We start from the raw sequence: 19,181 nt of genomic DNA on the forward strand, positions 1-19,181 counted from the left end.
CTCGCGTACGGCAACGGCCGCCGCCCCGGAAACCGGCCCGCAGGAATCGGTCGCCCGTGCGAGCGCTCATACCAGAGCGGGACGGATGGCGGGCAAGTTCCACAACTGCCCATCACGCCCGCACTTCCGACGACTACCGTGTGTGCCCGGTGATCAACGGTGGGCTCATATTCTCCGGGCCTGCCCGGCCGATGACCCGAGAATGCCCGACCACCGTAGGCGCCACCACATGAACGCAGATGCCTGGGGCCCCACGTACCGAGGACGCTGATGTCTCAACTTCGCGCACCCGACGCGCGACCCGACCGACGAGAGGGCGGGCGGCACGGCCGACCGGGCGCCCGTTCCCACTCGGCAGCGGCCAGACCGCGCGCCGCCCGCCCGACGCCTGAGGCGCGCATACGCCCTCAACTCCTGCGCACCGCCGTGCTGCCGGCCCTCGCCGTCGCCCTCGCCGGCGCCGCGGCCGTCATCTTCACCGCCCGCGCGGGCCACGCACGCCCCTCCACCGAGCTCTGGATCGCCCTCGGCTCGGCGGCCGCCCTCGCCCTCGCCGCGATCCTCGCCGCCTTCCTGGCCGCCAACCGGGCCGCCACCACGGTCTTCGGCCGCTGCCTCGCGCTGCGCCGGACCAGCGCCCAGAGCCAGGCCGACCTGCAACGCGTCGTGGAACAGCTGCGCAACGGCGAACCCGTGCCCGCCCGGCGCGCCCCCCGGAACCAGCCGCCCGGCGGCGACCCCTTCGAGCTGCTGGCCCAGGAGCTGGGCCGCCAGCAGGAGGCCGCCGTGGCCGCCGTCGTCGAGGCGTCCCGGCTCTCCGAGCCCAGCGGCGAGGACCAGAAGGTCGAGGTCTTCGTCAACCTCGCCCGCCGCCTCCAGTCGCTCGTACACCGCGAGATCCAGCTGCTGGACGAGCTGGAGCACGAGGTCGAGGACCCGGACCTGCTGAAGGGCCTCTTCCACGTCGACCACCTCGCCACCCGCATCCGCCGGCACGCCGAGAACCTCGCCGTGCTCGGCGGCGCCGTCTCCCGCCGCCAGTGGAGCAACCCGGTCACCATGACCGAGGTGCTGCGCTCGGCGATCGCCGAGGTCGAGCAGTACCCCCGGGTCAAACTCGTCCCCCCGATCGACGGCACCCTGCGCGGCCACGCCGTGGCCGACGTCATCCACCTCCTCGCCGAACTCGTGGAGAACGCCACGGTGTTCTCCGCCCCGCACACCCAGGTCCTGCTGCGCGCCCAGCGCGTCACCGCCGGGCTCGCCCTGGAGGTCGAGGACCGCGGACTCGGCATGCCGGGCGACGAGCAGAAGCGGATGAACGCCCTGCTCACCGACCCCGACCAGGTCAACGTCGCCCGCCTTCTCCAGGACGGCCGCATCGGCCTCTTCGTGGTCGCCTCGCTGGCCCGCCGGCACGGCATCGCCGTACGGCTCCAGAGCAACATCTACGGAGGCACCCAGGCCGTCCTGGTCCTCCCGCAGACCCTGCTCGGCGCCGACGAGGACGCCCCCGCCGCAGCCGGCGAGGCACCCGCCCCGCCCACCGGGCCCGTGCACCGCCCGCCGCCCCTGGAGGAGCGCCCGGCCCCGCGCGAGCCGGCGCCCGCCCCCGAGCCGGAACGCCGGCCCTACGTCCCCAGCCAGCAGCCCAGCCCGCACCGGACCCCGTCCCCGCCGGCCCCGGCCCGCCAGGGCGAGGCCCCGCCGCTGCCCCTGCGCGCCGAACGCGTGGACCGGCCCGCGGCGGCCGCGCCCGACCATGGGACCGCTCACAGGACCCCGCCCGACGACGGCACCGCGCCGAAGACCGCGGCCGACCGGCCCCTGCTGCCCAAGCGCGCCAACCAGGAGCACCTGGTCCCGCAGCTCAGGGAGGCCCCCGCGCCCCGGTCCGGGGACGAAGCCGTCCTGCACGACCCCGGGCTCGTCGCCGCCTTCCGGCGCGGCATCGACCTCGCCGAGGCCCGGGCCGAGGCCGAGGAGGAGCCCGCGCCCGAGGCCCCGGCCGGTGCCACGCACATGACGACGGCCGCCCAGCCGGGCGCACCGGCCCGGCCGCTCCCCGTCCGGGGCGCCGCCCGGCCCGCGCAACTGCACGGCGCCGGCGCCCACCCCGGCGACCACGACCCACTCGCAGCGAACCCCATCAAGGAGTAGATGCCCCATGGCGACCGATACGCCGTCCGGTCAGGTCTCGGACCTCGACTGGCTGCTGAGCGGCCTCGTCCAGCGCGTGCCGTACACCCGCAGCGCGGTCCTGCTCTCCGCCGACGGGCTGGTGAAGTCCCTCCACGGCATGGACGCCGACAGCGCCGACCACATGGCGGCGCTGGCGGCCGGCCTCTACTCGCTGGGCCGCAGCGCCGGGGCGAGGTTCGGGGACAACGGCGAGGTCCGGCAGGTGGTCGTGGAGCTCGACTCGACGCTCCTGTTCGTCGCCACCGCCGGCTCCGGCACCTGTCTGGCCGTCCTCGCCGGCCGCAACGCCGACGCCGCCGTCCTCGGCTACGAGATGACCATGCTGGTGAAGAGCGTGCGGCCCTATCTGATGACCCCGGTGAGACAGACGGCCGGGACACCGGGCACCGCGGGGCTGTGACCATGGCGGTCACCCAGGACGGGCCGCTGCTCGACGACGCGGCGGGCCGCCTCATCCGCCCCTACACGGTGAGCAACGGCCGTACCCGTCCCACGGCCGTGCTCGACCTGCTGTCCCTGGTGATGGCCACCGGAAGCGTCCCGCAGACCCACCTCGGCCCCGAACACTCGGTGGCCCTGGGACTCTGCGAGGGCCCCACCTCGGTGGCCGAGATCGCCGCCCATCTGAGGCTGCCCGCAGTCGTCACCAAGGTCCTCCTCTCGGACCTGGTCGACTGCGGCGCCGTCACCGCCCATGCGCCCGCCTTCCAAGACATGCCCACCGACCGACATCTGCTGGAGGCAGTGCTCGATGGCTTACGACGACAGCTCTGACGGCTACGGCTACCCGGACGGTACCGGCTATGGCTACGGCTACGCGGACGACGGCTACGCGAACGACGGCTCCGGCGGCGGGTACGGGCAGGACACCGCCACCGCCACCGCCGGGTACGCCGCCCCGCAGGCCGAGCCCGAGGGCTTCCCCGTCGCGTTGAAGGTGCTGGTCGCCGGCGGATTCGGCGTCGGCAAGACCACGTTCGTCGGCGCCGTCAGCGAGATCGCGCCGCTCAGTACGGAAGAGCTGCTGACCCAGGCGAGCGCCGCGACCGACAGCCTGGAAGGCGTCGAGTCGAAGACCTCCACCACCGTGGCGATGGACTTCGGCCGCATCACCCTGGACGACCAGCATGTGCTGTACCTGTTCGGCACACCGGGCCAGGAACGCTTCTGGTTCATGTGGGACGAACTCTCGCAGGGCGCGCTGGGAGCGGTCGTGATCGCGGACACCCGCAGACTGGAGGAGTGCTTCGCCGCCGTCGACTTCTTCGAGCGGCGCGGCATCGGATTCGTCGTCGCCGTCAACGAGTTCGACGGCGCCTACCGCTACGGCCCCGAGGAGGTCCGCGCCGCGCTCGACCTGTCGCCGGAGGTGCCGGTCGTGCTCTGTGACGCCCGCATGGCCAGCTCCGGCACCGGCACGCTGGTGACGCTGGTCCAGCACCTCATCAACGCCACCGACGACGCCGTGCCGCTCCCCGGGCCCGCCGGATTCGGGGCCAGGCCGTGATCCCGCGCGCCGCCGGGCGGCTGCTGCTCACCCCCGTCGACGGTGAGGCGCCCACCCGTACGCGGCGGCTGCGGAGCCTGGGACTCGGGGAGCGGGACGACGCCTCGTTCGACAACTTCGACGCCTTCGCCGACCGGGTGGCCGAAGTGACGGACGTGCCGTTCTCGATGGTCAACTTCATCGACGGCAACCGGCAGTTCTACGCCGGACTGCACACCCCCGCCGGGACCCGCAGGGGCTCGGACCTGGGGGCCACCGCGGCGGGCAGCGGCCGCAACGGCCGGTATGTGGCCCTCGACCACGGCTACTGCCCGCATGTGGTCGTCCGGCGCAAGGCGCTCGTCCTGGAGGACGTCTGCGACTACCCGCGCTTCGCGGGCAATCCGGTCGTGGACGACATAGGCATCCGCTCCTACCTGGGGGCACCGCTCATCGACCGCACCGGCATCGCCCTGGGCGCCGTCTGCGCCGTGGACACCGTGCCCCGCCCCTGGGGAAGGGCGGGGCTCGACACCATCAAGTCCCTGGCGCAGGAGCTGGTCGGACATCTCGACCGCAGGGAGGACCACAGCCCCCGCTTCTGACGGGACCGCCGAGCGCGGTCCGTACACGTCGGCCGCACTCGTCCACTGAGGGTGTCCATTCGGACACGGAGCGCGGCACCCGTGAAAGCGGTTCGTGACCACTCGATGAAGTGCGGTATTGTTCTCATGCGCGTTCAGCCAGGGGGAAGCCCCAGGTCAGGCGGGCATCGGGACGTGGCGCAGCTTGGTAGCGCACTTGACTGGGGGTCAAGGGGTCGCAGGTTCAAATCCTGTCGTCCCGACTGGTGACAGTCGTGGACCGAGGGCCGGTTTCGGAGAAATCCGAGACCGGCCCTCGGTCATTCGGGCACCGTCGCGCCGGCCGGCGCGGCCGGCTGGATTGCCGAGCATGGGGCCTCGGGTGTTTCTCTTCGATCTCGGTGGTGCCGTCTGCCGCTTTCACCGTGAGCGGCGGCTGGAACTTCCCGGGGCCGCGTGTGGGCTCTCCGCGCGGCGCGTCGAGTCGGAGCTGTACGGGGCCGGGCTGATCGCGGCCTGGGGCCGGGGGCAGGGGAGCGCCGATGAGTGCGCGCTCGGCGCGACCAAGCCCGCCGGGGACGCCTTCGCGGGCGTGCTCGGGATGCTCGGGGCCGTCCCCGGCGAGGCGTTCTTCGTGGACGGCCGGGAGGCCAATGTCCGGGCGGCCCGCGAACTCGGGCTCACCGCCGTGCTCTTCGAGGGTGGGGCCGCGCTCCGGCGGACCCCGGAGCGGCCGCTCACGGGCTGAGGCCCGCCGCTCACCACACCCCGTCGCGCCCGGCCGCCCCCTCCGTGGACTCGCGCAGGACCAGGCGGTGCGCCACCACCCGGTCCCGCGGGTGCTCCGCGGCCGGGCCGTCCGTCTCCTCCGGGCGGCGCGTGGCCTCCTCGATGCGGTGCAGCAGCAGGTCCACCGCGACCCGGGCCACCGCCTCCTTGTCCGGGGCGACCGTGCTCAGGGACGGCACGCCGAAGCGGCCGCCCTCCACATCGTCGAAGCCGATCACCGCCACGTCCTCGGGCACCCGTGCCCCGTAACCGTGCAGCGCGCGCAGCGCACCCAGCGCCAGCTGGTCGTTCAGGCAGAGCAGGGCGTCCGGCCGGACGCCGGCGGCCAGCACCCGGCGGACCGCCTCGGCGCCGTCCGCCATGTGGAACGCCGCCACCGGCAGCAGCGACGCCGGGTCGTACGGCAGGCCCGCCCCGGACAGCGCGAGGCGGAAGCCGCGGGTGCGGGCCTGGGCCGTACCGACACAGCCGTCGTCCCGGCCGCCGACCGTGAGGATGCGGCGCCGGCCCAGCGCGAGCAGGTGCTCGGTGGCCTCGCGGGCCGCGCGTTCGTTGTCGATCGCCACATGGTCCGCGCCCTCGTTGAGCAGCTCGCCGAGCAGCACGGTCGGCGGCGGTCCGGTGTGGGCGCGCAGGTCGTCCGGCGCGAGGGCGAGCGGGCTGAGGATGACGCCGTCCACGAAGTCCGAGCCGAAACCGGCCAGGGCGGCCTTCTCCCGTTCGCGGTCGCCGCCCGACTGATGGATCAGCACGGTCAGGGAGCGCTTTTCGGCCTCCCGGACGACATGCCGGGCGAGCTCCGCGAAGTACGGGACGTCGAGTTCGGGCACCACCAGGGCGATGATGCCGGTGCGTCCGCTGCGCAGATGGCGGCCGGCGAGATTGATGCGGTAGCCGAGGTGGTCGATGGCCTCCTGCACCACGCGCCGGGTCCGGTCGGACACATGCACATAGTCGTTGAGCACGTTGGACACCGTTTTCTCCGACACTCCCGCGTGCCGTGCGACGTCCTTGATCCTCGGTCGTGCCACCCGTAGCTCCCCACCCTCGGTACGCGCCGAGTCTATGCCGTACGCCCGGGCCGCCCCGGGCCGATGGGCGGTGCATCCGGCACAGGTGATGACCCAGCTCTTTACAGCCAATGTACATCGATGTAAAAACAGGTCACCGCATCGGGAGACCGGCGCGGATCACCCCCGATGTGCACGGGCGGCCGACGGCTGCCGTGCCGATGGCGCCTGCCGTCGGCCGGGCACGTCGTCCGGCGTCGAAAGGTCAGTGATGAACTCTGCACCTCCCGCACGAGGGCTGCCCGGACCCCGGGACCCCGGCCGTCCGGCCGCCATCGGGCGCCGCGGACTGTTGCGTTACGGCACGGCCGGGGCGGCCGCGCTCCTCGCGGCGGGCCCGCTCACCGGCTGCGCCTCTCCGGCCGGCGCGGGCGGGGCGTCCGCCCTGAAGGTCTGGGACCTCTTCCAGGGCGGCGACGGCATGCTCATGGACGAGATGATCGCCGCCGTCTCCAAGGGCTCCGACGGCTTCGACGTGGACCGCACGATCCTGGACTGGGGCCCGTCGTACTACACGAAGCTCGCCATGTCGGCGGCGGGCGGCCGGGCCTCCGACGTCGCCGTGCTCCACCTGTCACGGCTGGCCGGATACGCCCCGGGCGGTCTGCTCGACCCGCTCGACCTCGACGTCCTCGCCGAATTCGGCGTGAGCGAGAAGGACTTCGCGCCCGCCGTCTGGAAGCGCGCCCAGCACCAGGGCACGGTCTACGCGGTCCCGCTGGACGTCCACCCCTTCATCGTCTTCTACGACAAGGACATGGCCGACAAGGCCGGACTGCTCGACTCCGCGGGCCACCTGGCGCCGATGGGCTCGCCCGAAGCCTTCCTGGACGCCGGCAAGAAGCTCGCCGGGATCACCGGCAAGTCCGGGGTGCTCTTCGGGCACGTCACCGACACCGCCCAGAGCTGGCGCCAGTTCGCCGCGCTGTACGCCCAGACCGGGGCCTCCTTCACATTGCCCGACGGCGGGCCGCCGAAGATCGACATCGATGCCGCGGTGAAGGCCGTCAGCTTCATGAAGCAGCTCTTCGACGGGCGCACCAACCCCAACAACCTCGACTACAACGGCGCGATGGCCGCCTTCATGGACGGCCGCGGCGGCATGATCATGGCGGGGGAGTGGGAGCTGCCCACGTTCCGCAAATCCGGCATCAAACACCTGGGCGCGGCCCCCTTCCCGCAGGTGTTCGCCCGCCCGGCCGTCTACGCCGACTCGCACAGCTTCGTCCTGCCGCACCAGGACAGTCCCGACCCGGCCCGCCGCCGCCAGGCCCACCGCTATATCGCCGAGATCATCAAGCAGAGCCTGACCTGGGCGAGCGCCGGCCACATCCCCGCCTATCTGCCGGTGCAGGCCCGCCCCGAGTACGCGAAGCTCGACCCCCAGTCGTCCTACGCGGCCGCCGGCGAGATCGCCGTCCTCGACCCGCCGAACTGGTTCGCCGGAGCCGGCGGCAACTTCCAGAACCGCATGTGCCAGCCGCTCCAGTCGGCGCTGCTGGGCAACACCTCCGCCGAGAGCGCGGTACGGCAGATGGTCCGTGAGGCGGACACGCTGCTGCGCCGGCCCAACCCGGTCGCCTGACGACAGCCGAAGGAGCCGCATCGTGACCACCACCGCGCCCGCCGGAGCCGCGGCGCCCCCGCAGCCACCCGCCGCGACGACGAACGCGCCCCGGCGCCGCCGCTCGCTGACCCGGGGCGGCGGGCTGTTCGTCCTGCCGTTCCTGGTCGTGTTCGCGCTCTTCCTGGTCTGGCCCGTCGTCCAGGGCCTCTGGATGAGCCTCACCGACGCCTCGCTCAGCCTGCGCGGCACCGAGTTCGTCGGATTCGCCAACTACACCGAGGCGTTCGGGGACCCGGATGTCTGGAGCAGCCTCGGCAACACCGTCCTCTTCACCGTCATCTCCTGCGTACCGCTCGTCCTGGTCGCGCTCGGCATGGCACTGCTCGTGCACAGCGGACTGGCCGGCCAATGGGTGTGGCGGCTGGCCTACTTCGCCCCGTATCTGCTGCCCGTCACCGTGGTCACGCTCATCTGGACGTGGCTCTACCAGCCCGACATCGGCCTCGGTAACCAACTGCTGACCTCGCTCGGCATGGAACCCGTCGGCTGGCTCTCCGACGAGTCGGTCGCGATGTGGTCGGTCGCCGCCCTCACCGTCTGGTGGACCGTCGGCTTCAACTTCCTGCTCTACCTGGCCGCCCTCCAGTCCCTGCCCACCACGTACGACGAGGCCGCCGCGCTCGACGGCGCGGGCGCCTGGCGGCGGCTGTGGTCGGTCACCCTGCCGCAGCTGCGGCACACCACCGTGCTGGTCGCGATGCTCCAAGTCCTCGCTTCCCTCAAGGTGTTCGACCAGATCTACATCCTCACCAAGGGCGGCCCCAACGGCTCGACCCGCCCGATCCTCGAATACGTCTACGACGTCGGGTTCACCGGATACCGGCTGGGCTACGCCTCGGCGGTCAGCTACATCTTCTTCGCGATCGTCATCGTCGTCTCCGTCCTGCAACTCCGCTTCTTCCGTCAGGAGGGCTGACCGTGTCCGCCATCTCCACCCCTGTACGGCGGCCGCGCCGGCCGCGCGAGGAGTCCGGCTCGCCCCTGCTGCTCGGCCACGGCCGGCTGCCCCGGGCGCTCGCCGGAACCGCGCTGACCGTGCTCGCCGTCGCCTGGCTGCTGCCCTTCGTCTGGGCGGTCGCCACCTCGCTCCAGAGCGAGCAGGACGTGATGAAGTCGGGCCTCTCGCCGTTCAAGGGAGCCTTCACCCTCTCCGCGTACCGGCAGATCCTGGACCGCGGCAACGTGCCGACCTGGGCGTTCAACAGCCTGCTCATCTCCGTCCTGGTCACTCTGCTCACCACGGCCGTCTCGACGCTCGCCGCGTACGGCTTCTCGCGCGGCACCTTCCGCGGCCGCCGGACGCTGCTCGCGGTCACCGTCGGCGCGATCATGGTCCCGCCGCAGCTGCTGATCGTCCCGCTGTTCAAGCAGATGACGATGTTCCACCTGGTCGACACCTACGCGGCGGTCATCCTGCCGCAGGTGGTGGCGCCCATGATGGTCTTCATCCTGAAGCGCTTCTTCGACGCGATACCCCGCGAGCTGGAGGACGCCGCCCGCATCGACGGCGCCTCCGAACTGCGGGTCTTCACGTCCATCGTGCTTCCGCTGTCCCGGCCGATCGTCGCCGCCGTCGCGATCTTCGTGTTCATCGGCGCGTGGAACAACTTCATGTGGCCCTTCGTCGTCACCAACGACCCGGACCTCATGACGCTCCCGGTCGGCCTCGCCACCGTCAAGGACGCGTACGGCATCCAGTACGCCCAGTCCATGGCGTCGGCCCTGCTGGCCGCGCTGCCGCTGATCGTGATGTTCCTGCTGTTCCAGCGCCGCATCGTCAACTCCGTCGCCACCACCGGCCTCGGCGGCGGCTGACCCCGCCGGCTGTCCCTGCCCCGGCGCCGGTCTCCCGGCCGGCCGCCACCACGATCCACCTGGAGTACCTGTGCACACCCCCTCCGTCCCCCGTCCGGAGTACCCGCGCCCGCAGTTCGTCCGGCGCGACTGGCTCAACCTCAACGGGACCTGGCAGTTCGAGACCGACCAGGGGGACAGCGGTCTCGAACGCGGGCTCCTGGAACGCGACCTGACCGGTGAGATCCTCGTACCCTTCGCCCCCGAGTCGGAGCTCTCCGGTGTCGGCGACACCGACTTCCTGGAAGCCGTCTGGTACCGGCGCCGGTTCACCGCGCCCGCCGAGTGGGCCGGCCGCCGGGTGCTGCTGCACTTCGGCGCGGTCGACCACGACACCACCGTCTGGGTGGACGGCACCGAAGTCGTACGCCACCGGGGCGGCTTCACCCCCTTCACCGCCGACCTCGGCGACCTTGCCCCGGCCGGCCGCGAGGTGGAGATCACCGTCCGCGCCCGCGACCCGAAGTCCGGCCCGCAGGCCCGCGGCAAGCAGGCGATCCAGTACGCCAACCACGACTGCAACTACACCCGTACGACCGGCATCTGGCAGACCGTCTGGGCCGAACCGGTCCCCGAAGCGCATCTGCGCCGCCCCCGCATCACCCCCGACCTGGCCGCCGGGGCCTTCCACCTCGAACTGCCGCTGTCCGCCAACCTCCCCGGCCACCGGGTGCGCGCCGTCCTCAGCGACGGCACCGGCGAGGTCTGCCGCGCCGAGGCCCGTGCCGACCTCGACCTGGCCCCCCGCCTGTACCTGCCCGTCCCGGAGGACCGGCGCCGCGAGTGGAGCCCCGAGGACCCCCATCTGTACGGGCTGCGCCTCGAACTCCTGGGCCCCGACGGCGAATCCACCGACACCGTCGAGAGCTACGCGGGCCTGCGCTCCGTCTCCGTCCGGGGCAGGGCCGTCCTCCTCAACGGCCGCCCCCGCTTCCAGCGCCTCGTACTCGACCAGGGCTGGTATCCGGACGGGCTGATGACCGCCCCCACCGACGAGGCCCTGGTCCGCGACATCGAACTCGCCATGGAGGCCGGCTTCAACGGGGCCCGGCTGCACCAGAAGGTCTTCGAGGAGCGCTTCCTCCACCACGCCGACCGCCTCGGCTACCTGGTCTGGGGCGAGTTCGGCGACTGGGGCTGCGAGGCCGGCGGCTCCTCCGGCGACAACCAGCGGCCCGACGCCTCCTTCGTCGCGCAGTGGCTGGAAGCCGTCGAACGCGACTACTCCCACCCCTCGATCGTCGGCTGGTGCCCGCTCAATGAGACGTACCAGAAGCTCCACGACCGGATCACCCAGCTGGACGACGTGACCCGCGCGATGTTCCTCGCCACCAAGGCGATGGACACCTCCCGCCCGGTCATCGACGCCTCCGGCTACTCCCACCGGGTCCTGGAGACCGACATCTACGACTCCCACACCTACGAGCAGGACCCGGCCGCCTTCCGGCAGCTGGTCTCCGGGCTCGCCAAGGGGGAGCCGTTCGTCAACACGTACGAGAACGGCGCCGCGTACTCGCAGCCGTACCGGGGACAGCCCTACTTCGTCAGCGAGTTCGGCGGGGTCTGGTGGGACCCGGAGGCCGCCGCGGAGCAGTCCGGCAGCGACCGTACGGTGTCCTGGGGCTATGGCGACCGGGTGCGCACCGAGGACGAGTTCCATGAGCGGTTCGCCGGTCTGACCGGTGTGCTGCTGGCGGACCCGGACATGTTCGGCTACTGCTACACCCAGCTGACCGACGTCTTCCAGGAGCAGAACGGCGTCTACCGCTTCGACCGGGGCACCAAGCTGGACATCGCCCGCGTCCGGGAGGCCCAGCTGCGGCCCGCGGCGATCGAGGAGCAGGACGCCGGCTGATCGGTGACGGACCCGCGGATGCCCGCCCTCACCAGGGCGGGCATCCGCGGTCTCAGACCCGTTCGAGCCGCCAGAGCTGCGGCTGCTGTCCGTTGCACGTCCACTGCTGGACGTTGGCCCCCGCCGTACGGGAGCCCTGCGAGACGTCCAGGCACTGCCCGGACGACTTCACGGCCAGGCGGTAGTAGCCCCGCCCGGCGTTCTCAAGCCGCCAGTCCTGCGCGGCCGCCGCGTTGCAGTACCACTGCCGTACGTTGGCGCCGGGCGTCGCGGAGCCGTTCTCCACGTCCAGGCAGTAGCCGCTGTCGACGCCGGTGAGCGTGAACGCGTCGCCGTGCGCCCGCAGCGTCCACGCCTGCGGACCGAGGCCGTTGCACGTCCACTGCTGTACGTTGCCGCCCGCGTCCCGTGAGTCGGCGGCGACGTCCAGGCACTGGGCGCTGTTGGCGTTCACCAGCCGGTAGCGCGCACCGTCCGCGACCCCGGCCGCGTCACCGCTGCCGGTGAGCGAGCCGGTGGCCACGTACGGGCGGCAGACGTCGCCGTCCCAGTCCGTCGCGATCTCCAGCACGGTGCGGCCGTCCGCCGAGGGCAGCAGCGGCGAGCTGTAGTTCGGGCAGTACGTGGCGGTCGGTGCCGCGACCTTCACGGGGGCCTCGATCTCGTACCACGGGCCGGTGCCGTTCTCCGTGTTGGCGAGGATCGTGCGGCCGCTGTCGGCGGCGGGGGTGCCGTCGCGGTTCAGGAGCTGCTGGCCGATGAGGAGGAGCCGGCCGTTGGCCCCGCCGCCCGGTGCGGGGGCCCAGGCGATGGTCGGCGCGGCGCGGAAGTACTTGCCGTCCACGGTCTCCGGGCGGTAGCCCAGCGAAGCGGGGTCGCCCCAGTCCCAGCCGTCCGGGGAGGACCGGTAGTGCACGACGCACTGGTACTGGCCGCCCGGATTGCAGATCTCGTAGCTCATGAAGTACGTGCCGTTCGGCAGCCGGCGCACCATGGGCATCCCCGGCCGGTCCGGCTCCCAGGAGCTGGCGACCGTGTTGCGGCGGTCCTGCCAGGTGACCCCGTCGTAGCTGCGGGCGGCGGCGAGCTTCTGGTTGTGCGCGGGGTCCGTCTCATCGGCGTAGTGGCAGACGAGCGCCCCGTCGGCGGCGACGGAGAACTCCGGCTCCCACAGCCCGCCCGTGCCGTTCGCGGTGGCGCAGGTGGAGAGGTAGGACCAGGTCCGGCCCACGTCGTTGCTCCGCCAGACGCGCAGAGCCATGCGCCGGTTCTGCTCGTCCGCACCGGATGACGCGGACCACAGCAGGGTGCCGGGCGCCAACGAACCTACCTGGCGCGGGAGTTCGAAGAGGGTGGAGCAGCACAGGCCCTGCCCGCCCGACGACTCCGGGTCGGCCACACTGCCCACCTGCCGGAAGGTGGCTCCGCCGTCGGTGCTCTCGTGGATGGCACCGATGCCGTTGTTGCCGTTGAAGGTGACGACGCCGGCGAGCACCCGGCCGTTGGCGGAGCCGTTGTGCTCCAGCCGGATCGCCCTCGGGTACAGGCCGGTCCCGCTGCCCAGCGGGGTGCCGTTGGCGGCGGCGACGGCGGGCGCGGCGGGGGAGGTGGATGCGGCGGGGACGGCGGGCGCCGCCGACGCCGGGGCGAAGGTCAGGCCGATGGCGGCGGCACGCGCCGCCCAGCGGGCGAGGCGGCCGGCCGTCGTGGGGGAGGGGCGGGATACGGGTCTGGGGGGTCGGCGCAAGGAGAGCACGGGCTTCCTTCCTCGGGGGCACGAAGGCGTGGGGGCGCGAAGGCATGGGGTGGCCGAGTGGGGCTGCTGACGGCGAAACAGTAGGACTGGATATACATCGATGTAAACAGGGTGGACAGCTTCCGCTTCAACGGCTGCCCGAGCGCGTCGAGGTCGGGCGCTTCAGGGCGCCGTGAGCGTCATCTCGAAGGAGTACCGGGATGCCCGGTACAGATGGCGGCCGTACTCCACCGGGCGGCCCGTGTCGCCCAGCACCGTGCGCTCCACGGTGAGCAGGGTGCCGCCGCGCCCCTCCGCCAGCAGCCGGGCCTCGGCCGCGGTGGCCCGGCGGGCGCCGATGGTCTGCTCGGCGGACCGCAGGCCGATGCCGGAGCGCCGGAGCAGTGCGTAGAGCCCGTGCGCGGACAGGTCGTCCTCGGTGAGGTCCGCGATGCCCATCGGCAGATGGTTCTCCAGGACGGCCATCGGCTCGTCGTCCGCGTACCGGAGCCGGCGCAACTCGACGGTGTCCATGCCCGGTTCGAGCTGGAGCGCGGCGGCGATCCGGCCCTCGGCCGGGCGGACGCGCATCGACAGGACCTCGGTGCGCGGGCGGCGGTCCTCGCGTTGCAGGTCCTCGTACAGGCTGGTCAGTTCCACCTGGCGGCGGACCCGGTTGTTGACGACCCGGGTGCCGACCCCGCGCTTGCGCGACAGCAGCCCCTTGTCCACCAGATGCCGCATGGCCTGACGCATCGTCGGGCGCGAGAGCCCGAACCGGTCCGCCAGCGCGATCTCGTTCTCCAGCCGGGCGCCGGGCGCCAACGTGCCGGATTCGATGAGGTGTTGGAGCTGCTGCGCGAACTGGAAGTACAGCGGCACCGGGCTGGACCGGTCGATGGTGATCAGCCTGGTGAGCGGCTCCATGCCGGGCTCCTCGGAACGTCGTGCCACGTACTCAGTATGCCGTAACCCCGCGTCCAGCTCAGTACGTATATATGTCAGTACAAATGCTTGACCGGGTGCGATCGGCGACGATACAAAGACGAAGATCAGGAGCGTCGGCCCGCCGTCCCCCAGTCGCCCCGGAGGCACCCGCGCATGCGCATCGGACTCATCGGAACGGGCCGCATCGGCGCGTTCCACGCCGCCACCCTCGCCGCCCTGCCCGTCGTCGGCCGTCTCGTCCTGCACGACGCCGTCGAGCAGCAGGCCCGCGAGCTGGCCGGGAAGCTGGGCGCCGACTGGGCGGGCGACCTGGACGCGCTGCTCGGCTCCGGCCTGGACGGTGTCGTGATCGCCGCCCCCACCGCCGTCCACGACGCGCTGATCCGCGCCGCCGTCGCCGCCGGGGTGCCCGTCTTCTGTGAGAAGCCGGTCGCCGCCGGCCTCGAAGCCACCCGGGCCCTGCTGGCCGGCACCGCCGCTTCCGGCATTCCGCTCCAGGTCGGCTTCCAGCGCCGCTTCGACGCCGGCTACACCGCCCTGCGGGACGCGGCCGCCGCCGGGGAGCTGGGCTGGCTGCACACCGTACGGGCGTGCACCGCCGATCCGGCGCCCCCGCCGCCCGGATATCTGCCGCTGTCCGGCGGCATCTTCCGGGACTGCGCCGTGCACGACTTCGACAGCGTGCGCTGGGTCACCGGGCGCGAGGTCGTGGAGGTCAGCGCCACCGGGGCCAACCGGGGCGACGGCTCCTTCGCGGCGGCCGGTGACGTCGACACCGCCGTCGCCGTCCTCACGCTGGACGACGGCACCCTCGTCAGCTGCACCGCCACCCGTTACAACGGCGCCGGATACGACGCGCGCATGGAGCTCGCAGGGTCGCGGGCCACGCTGGCCACCGGGTACGGCGACCGCGCGCCCCTGCGCACCACCGCCGGCGGGACGCCGTCCGGGACCACTCCGTACGACGGCTTCCTCAGCCGCTTCCACGACGCGTACGTCGCCGAGATGGCGGCCTTCACCGAGGTCGCGGCGGGTCTGCGGCCCAGCCCCTGTACCGGCGCCGACGCCCTGGCCGCGCTGCTGATCGCGGAGGCCGCCGACCGCTCGCGGCGCACGGGGCGGCCGGTGCGCGTGGGGGAGTGAGGGCGGGGAGGCCGGACCGGGGTGAGGGGTCGAATGAACGTCCGGTTACCATATGAGCGCCGCCTAGCTCGAAAGATAAACCTGTGACTGTCAATGACGACGCGTTCACCAACTGGAAAAACCGCGAGGAGATTGCGGAATCGATGATTCCGATCATCGGGAAGCTGCACCGCGAGCGGGACGTCACCGTCCTCCTGCACAGCCGCTCGCTGGTGAACAAATCGGTGGTGAGCATCCTCAAGACCCACCGATTCGCCCGGCAGATCGACGGCGCGGAGCTCTCGGTCACCGAGACCCTGCCCTTCCTCCAGGCCCTCACCACCCTCGACCTGGGCCCCTCCCAGATCGACATCGGCATGCTCGCCGCCACCCACAAGGCCGACGACCGCGGCCTCAGCGCGGCGGAGTTCACCGCGGAGGCCGTCGCCGGCGCCACCGGGGACAACAAGATCGAGCGCCGCGAGGCGCGCGACGTCGTCCTCTACGGCTTCGGCCGCATCGGCCGCCTGCTCGCCCGGCTCCTCATCGAGAAGGCCGGCTCGGGCAACGGCCTGCGGCTGCGCGCCATCGTGGTCCGCAAGGGCGCGGGCCAGGACATCGTCAAGCGCGCCTCGCTGCTGCGCCGCGACTCCATCCACGGCCAGTTCCAGGGCACCATCACCGTGGACGAGGCCAACAACCGGATCGTCGCCAACGGCAACGAGATCCAGGTCATCTACTCGGACGACCCGACCTCCGTCGACTACACCGCCCACGGCATCGACGACGCCATCCTCATCGACAACACCGGCAAGTGGCGCGACCGCGAGGGCCTGTCCAAGCACCTGCGCCCGGGTATCGCCAAGGTCGTGCTGACCGCCCCCGGCAAGGGCGACGTCCTCAACGTCGTGCACGGCGTCAACCACGACATGATCAAGCCCGACGAGCAGATCATCTCCTGCGCCTCCTGCACCACCAACGCGATCGTGCCGCCGCTGAAGGCGATGGCCGACGAGTACGGCGTGCTGCGCGGACACGTGGAGACCATCCACTCGTTCACCAACGACCAGAACCTGCTGGACAACTACCACGGCTCCGACCGCCGCGGCCGCTCCGCACCGCTCAATATGGTGATCACGGAGACGGGTGCCGCCTCCGCCGTCGCGAAGGCGCTGCCCGACCTGGAGGCGACGATCACGGGCAGCTCGATCCGCGTCCCCGTCCCGGACGTGTCGATCGCCATCCTCAGCCTGAAGCTGGGCCGCGAAGCCACCCGCACCGAGGTCCTCGACCACCTCCGCGAGGTGTCGCTGACCTCCCCGCTCAAGCGGCAGATCGACTTCACGACCGCCCCCGACGCGGTGTCGAGCGACTTCATCGGCTCCCGCCACGCCTCCATCGTGGACGCGGGACCCACCCAGGTCGACGGCGACAACGCGATCCTCTACCTCTGGTACGACAACGAGTTCGGCTACTCGTGCCAGGTCATCCGGGTCGTGCAGTACGTCTCCGGCGTCGAGTACCCGACCTTCCCGGTCCCGGTCGCCTGACCCCGGCCCGTACGACGACAGGTCCCGCCCGCCGCGATGGCGGGCGGGACCTTTCCGTCAGCCGGTCCCGGAGGCCGTGACGGCGGGTGCCGGCGCATACCCGGTCGCCCGGGTGGTGAACGTGCCCCGGCCCTGCGTACGGCTGCGCAGCCGCGTCGCGTAACCGAACAGCTCGGCCAGCGGCACGGTCGCCGTGACCACCGCCGCACCGCCCCGCGTGGTGGAGCCGGAGACCCGGCCGCGCCGGGCGGCCAGGTCGCCGAGCACCCCGCCGACCGCGTCACCGGGCACGGTGACCGTCACCTCGACCACCGGTTCCAGCAGCACCATCGCGCTCGCCCGCAGGGCCTCCCGCAGCGCGAACCGCCCCGCCGTGCGGAACGCCATCTCCGAGGAGTCCTTGGGATGCGTCGCGCCATCGGTCAGCGTCACCCGCACCCCGGTCACCGGATGCCCGCCCAGCGGCCCCTCGGCCAGCGCGTCCCGGCAGCCCGCCTCGACCGCCCGCACATACTCCTGCGGCACCCGGCCGCCGACGACCGCCGAACCGAACGCGAACTCCGCCGCCTCCTCGCCGCCGGTGGCTTCCAGCGGTTCGACGTCGATGACGACATGCGCGAACTGCCCGGCCCCACCGTCCTGTTTGACATGCCGGTAGACCAGCCCGGACACCCCGCGCACCAGCGTCTCCCGGTGCGCGACCTGCGGCCGGCCGACCCGTACGTCCAGACCGTGGTCGCGGCGGATCTTCTCCGCGGCCACCTCCAGATGCAGCTCGCCCATGCCCGAGAGGACGGTCTGACCGGTCTCGGGGTCCGTGCGCACCACCAGCGACGGGTCCTCCTCGGCCAGCCGGACCAGCGCGGCCATCAGCCGCTCGGTGTCCGTGCTCCGCCGCGCCTCCACCGCCACGGACACGACCGGATCGGCCACCGCGGGCGGTTCCAGGACCAGCGGGGCGCCGGGCGCGCACAGCGTGGCACCGGGCCGGACGGCCTTCGGGCCGATGACCGCGACGATGTCCCCGGCCACCGCCGCGGCCACGTCCACATGCCGGTCCGCCCGGACCCGCAGAATGCGCCCGACACGCTCGGTGCGCCGGGTGGTCGCGTCCAGCACCGTCTCCCCCTTCCGGATCGTTCCCGCGTACACACGCAGATACGTCAGCCGGCCCGTCGCGGTCGCGTTCACCTTGAACGCCAGTGCGGCGAACGGCCCTTGAGGATCGGCGGCCCGTTCCTGCACCGCCCCGTCGAGCACACCCCGTACCGGCGGCACATCGAGCGGGGAGGGCAGATACGCGACGACCGCCTCCAGCAGCGGTTCGACACCCCGGTTCCGGTACGCCGAACCGCACAGCACCACGACCCCCTCACCGGTCCGCGTCAGATCCCGCAGCGCCCCGGTCAGAGTCTCCGCCGACAGCTCGGAGCGTACGCAGAACTCCTCCAGGGCCGCCGGATGCAGCTCCGCCACCGCCTCCTCCAGGAGCCGCCGGCGCCGGGCCGCCTCCTCGCGCAGCCCGTCGGGCACCTCGCCCTCCTCGTGAACCTCGGCGCCGTCCGCCCACACCAGGGCGCGCATACGCACCAGGTCGACCACTCCACGGAAGGCGTCCTCCGCCCCGATGGGCAGCTGCACCACGAGCGGGACGGTGTGCAGCCGGTCCCGGATCGAGGCGACCGCCGTGTCCAGGTCCGCGCCGGCCCGGTCCAGCTTGTTGACGAAGGCGATGCGCGGAACGGAGTGCCGGTCCGCCTGGTGCCATACCGACTCGCTCTGCGGCTCCACCCCGGCGACCGCGTCGAACACCGCGATCGCGCCGTCGAGCACCCGCAGCGAACGTTCCACCTCGTCGGCGAAGTCCACGTGCCCCGGGGTGTCGATGAGGTTGATCCGGTGACCGTCCCAGGTGCAGCTGACGGCCGCGGCGAAGATGGTGATGCCCCGGTCGCGCTCCTGGGAGTCGAAGTCCGTGATGGTCGTACCGTCGTGGACCTCACCGCGCTTGTGCGTGGTGCCGGTGGTGTAGAGGATCCGCTCGGTCACGGTGGTCTTGCCGGCGTCGACATGGGCCAGGATGCCCAGGTTGCGGACGGTGGTCAGAGCGGTGACGGGGGAGTGGTGCTGGTGGGTACGCACGGCCGGTGGCCTTTCGGGATGATCCGGAAGAAGACGGCGCGATACCCCCGGACGAAACAGCCCGGATGCGGGCCTCGGGGCCCCACTGGAGATGACTACGAGTCAGAAAACGTGCGGGGCCCGGGTGTTCGTCACGGGGTCCGGGGCCGGCCGCGCAGCCGGCTCCGGGCGGCGCGAGACACCAGGATCACCTCGAACCGCGACGGGGGGACGACGG

At 72.2% G+C, this 19,181-nt stretch carries 16 protein-coding genes and 1 tRNA gene; 13 read left to right on the plus strand and 4 right to left on the minus strand.

Annotated elements, in window-relative coordinates:
• Window positions 1-270 precede the first annotated feature (270 nt).
• From OG338_RS27290 to OG338_RS27320, 7 genes are all read left to right on the plus strand, one after another.
• On the plus strand, window positions 271-2,160 hold the full coding sequence (locus OG338_RS27290) for an ATP-binding protein (protein ID WP_405939876.1): 1,890 nt from the start codon (window positions 271-273) through the stop codon (window positions 2,158-2,160).
• Window positions 2,161-2,167: 7 nt separating this feature from the next.
• A complete protein-coding gene (locus tag OG338_RS27295; protein WP_073965658.1) occupies window positions 2,168-2,602 on the plus strand; it encodes a roadblock/LC7 domain-containing protein in 435 nt (144 codons plus the stop codon).
• Window positions 2,603-2,604: 2 nt separating this feature from the next.
• Window positions 2,605-2,976 (plus strand): DUF742 domain-containing protein, encoded by a 372-nt coding sequence (locus OG338_RS27300; protein WP_026171133.1) that lies wholly within the window; start codon window positions 2,605-2,607, stop codon window positions 2,974-2,976.
• Window positions 2,954-3,709, plus strand: coding sequence for a GTP-binding protein (locus OG338_RS27305; protein WP_405939877.1), 756 nt, complete (start codon window positions 2,954-2,956; stop codon window positions 3,707-3,709). Before OG338_RS27300 ends, OG338_RS27305 begins: the two co-directional genes overlap by 23 nt.
• Entirely contained in the window at window positions 3,706-4,293 is a 588-nt protein-coding gene (locus tag OG338_RS27310; protein ID WP_405939878.1) for a GAF domain-containing protein, read from the plus strand. The genes OG338_RS27305 and OG338_RS27310 overlap by 4 nt, the downstream gene beginning before the upstream one ends.
• 168 nt (window positions 4,294-4,461) lie before the next feature.
• Window positions 4,462-4,535, plus strand: a tRNA-Pro gene (locus tag OG338_RS27315).
• A 119-nt stretch (window positions 4,536-4,654) separates the two neighbouring features.
• The gene (locus tag OG338_RS27320; protein WP_405939879.1) at window positions 4,655-5,020 is read left to right on the plus strand and encodes a hypothetical protein; all 366 of its coding nucleotides are present in this window, start codon (window positions 4,655-4,657) and stop codon (window positions 5,018-5,020) included.
• A gap of 10 nt (window positions 5,021-5,030) precedes the next feature.
• Here OG338_RS27320 and OG338_RS27325 read toward each other — a convergent pair whose 3' ends face one another.
• Window positions 5,031-6,092 carry a LacI family DNA-binding transcriptional regulator gene (locus tag OG338_RS27325; protein ID WP_405939880.1) on the minus strand — a complete coding sequence of 354 codons (1,062 nt, stop codon included), beginning with the start codon at window positions 6,090-6,092 and terminating at the stop codon, window positions 5,031-5,033.
• 250 nt (window positions 6,093-6,342) lie between these two features.
• Between OG338_RS27325 and OG338_RS27330 the strand changes: the two genes are divergently transcribed.
• From OG338_RS27330 to OG338_RS27345, 4 genes are all read left to right on the plus strand, one after another.
• Window positions 6,343-7,716, plus strand: coding sequence for an extracellular solute-binding protein (locus OG338_RS27330; protein ID WP_405939881.1), 1,374 nt, complete (start codon window positions 6,343-6,345; stop codon window positions 7,714-7,716).
• A gap of 22 nt (window positions 7,717-7,738) precedes the next feature.
• Window positions 7,739-8,674, plus strand: a complete 936-nt coding sequence (locus OG338_RS27335) for a carbohydrate ABC transporter permease (protein ID WP_405939882.1) — start codon at window positions 7,739-7,741, stop codon at window positions 8,672-8,674.
• Window positions 8,675-8,676: 2 nt separating this feature from the next.
• Complete coding sequence (locus OG338_RS27340; protein ID WP_405939883.1) at window positions 8,677-9,573, plus strand: carbohydrate ABC transporter permease; 897 nt, start codon at window positions 8,677-8,679, stop codon at window positions 9,571-9,573.
• Between the two features lie 70 nt (window positions 9,574-9,643).
• Window positions 9,644-11,467 (plus strand): glycoside hydrolase family 2 protein, encoded by a 1,824-nt coding sequence (locus tag OG338_RS27345; protein ID WP_405939884.1) that lies wholly within the window; start codon window positions 9,644-9,646, stop codon window positions 11,465-11,467.
• Window positions 11,468-11,519: 52 nt separating this feature from the next.
• Here the strand turns inward: OG338_RS27345 and OG338_RS27350 are convergent, their stop codons facing one another.
• Entirely contained in the window at window positions 11,520-13,223 is a 1,704-nt protein-coding gene (locus tag OG338_RS27350; RefSeq protein ID WP_405939885.1) for an RICIN domain-containing protein, read from the minus strand.
• Between the two features lie 162 nt (window positions 13,224-13,385).
• Entirely contained in the window at window positions 13,386-14,129 is a 744-nt protein-coding gene (locus OG338_RS27355) for a GntR family transcriptional regulator (RefSeq protein ID WP_405940545.1), read from the minus strand.
• Between the two features lie 174 nt (window positions 14,130-14,303).
• Here OG338_RS27355 and OG338_RS27360 point away from each other — a divergent pair, with 174 nt between their 5' ends.
• Window positions 14,304-15,293, plus strand: coding sequence for a Gfo/Idh/MocA family oxidoreductase (locus OG338_RS27360; protein WP_405939886.1), 990 nt, complete (start codon window positions 14,304-14,306; stop codon window positions 15,291-15,293).
• A gap of 83 nt (window positions 15,294-15,376) precedes the next feature.
• Entirely contained in the window at window positions 15,377-16,822 is a 1,446-nt protein-coding gene (locus OG338_RS27365) for a glyceraldehyde-3-phosphate dehydrogenase (RefSeq protein ID WP_405939887.1), read from the plus strand.
• 57 nt (window positions 16,823-16,879) lie between these two features.
• On the opposite strand, the gene fusA is transcribed toward OG338_RS27365, so the two are convergent.
• Window positions 16,880-18,964, minus strand: coding sequence for an elongation factor G (fusA, locus tag OG338_RS27370; RefSeq protein WP_405939888.1), 2,085 nt, complete (start codon window positions 18,962-18,964; stop codon window positions 16,880-16,882).
• Between the last annotated feature and the right edge of the window lie 217 nt (window positions 18,965-19,181).

Origin of the sequence: Streptomyces sp. NBC_00726, from assembly GCF_045161735.1 — a bacterium.
Lineage (GTDB): Bacteria > Actinomycetota > Actinomycetes > Streptomycetales > Streptomycetaceae > Streptomyces.